The following is a 1370-nucleotide window of genomic DNA, read 5'->3' on the forward strand; positions in this document are numbered from 1 at the left end:
CCACGGGGTCGGCAAAGTCCTGACGCGGTAGCTGTGGCCTGCGGTTATGCGACACGTCGGAGCTGGTGAAGTAGGGCGGGCACGACCCGCTCGTTGATCATGACGGTTCTCACGCCAGTCCTGATCAATTGAAGCGAGAGCCGTGCCCGCGTCTGCATCTTCCCCGATCCGTGCTGCCGCCGATCAGCTGGTCGACGTCGGGCTGTCCGACCTGGTCGGGGTCGTCCCGCGGCTGAGGGAGGCGCTGGTGCAGGTCGTCGACCCACGAGCCCGCCGGGGAGTGCGTCATCCCCTGGTCGTGGTGCTCTCGGCGGCGGTCTGCGCCGTCGCGGCCGGGGCACAGTCCTACGTGGCGATCGCCGAGTGGGTCGCCGATCTGCCCGAACAGGTCGCCGCGGCACTCGGGCTGAACGAGAAGTGCCCGTGCGAGTCGACGATCCGCCGGGTCGTGCAACGGCTCGACGGCGACCGGTTCGACACAGTGATCAGCGCCTGGATCGCCCAGCAACTCCACGCCACCCGGCCACCGGTCGGGCCGCGCCGCGCGGTCGCGGTCGCGGTCGACGGGAAGACCCTGCGCGGCACACGCAACGATGACAGTCCGCCACGGCACCTGCTCGCGGTGATCGACCACCAGGCGCGGGTCGTGCTCGGCCAGATCAACGTGACCGGCGCAAAGGAACGGGCCGAGGGCAAGGCCGGCGAGATCGCCGCGTTCGCCCCGCTGCTCGAGCGCCTCGACCTGAACGACGTGGTCGTCACCGCGGATGCGCTACACACCCAACGCGGCCACGTCGACTACCTGCACCAGCGCGGGGCGCACTGGGTGTTGACGGTGAAGGGCAACCAGCCGCGGCTGCGTCGCCAGCTCGCCGGGCTGCCCTGGCGGGCGTTGCAGGTCGACGAACGCCGCGCCGAGACCCGCCACGGGCGCCGAGAGATCCGCTCGATCAAGGTCGTCACCATCGCCGCGGGCATCGCGTTCCCGCACGCCGCCCAGGCGATCCAGCTCCGGCGACGATCCCGACCGGCATCCGGGCGCGGGCGCTGGCACACCGAGACCGTCTACGCCGTCACCGACCTACGCCCGCACCAGGCCCGCCCAGCCGAGCTCGCCGACTGGATCCGCGGGCACTGGCAGATCGAGAACGCCCTGCACTGGGTCCGCGACGTCGCCTACGCCGAGGACCACTCCCGCGTCCGCACCGGCCACGGCCCGCAGGTCATGGCCTCGCTACGCAACCTCGTGATCAGCATCCTGCGACTCGCGGGAGTCACCAATATCGCCGCCGCCCTCCGCCGTCACAGCCGCAACCCGACCCGACCACTCGCCACCTTCGGCATCACCTGACGACTTTGCCGACCCCCTG

1 protein-coding gene is annotated in these 1370 nt (G+C 71.0%); it reads left to right on the forward strand.

The genetic code is table 11. The annotated features are described in order from the left end of the window. The first annotated feature begins 142 nt into the window (after positions 1-142). Positions 143-1351, forward strand: coding sequence for an ISAs1 family transposase (locus RM445_RS31955; protein WP_311560596.1), 1209 nt, complete (start codon positions 143-145; stop codon positions 1349-1351). The last annotated feature ends 19 nt before the right edge of the window (positions 1352-1370 follow it).

Origin of the sequence: Pseudonocardia charpentierae, assembly GCF_031845345.1 — a bacterium.
Classification (GTDB): Bacteria; Actinomycetota; Actinomycetes; order Mycobacteriales; family Pseudonocardiaceae; genus Pseudonocardia; species Pseudonocardia charpentierae.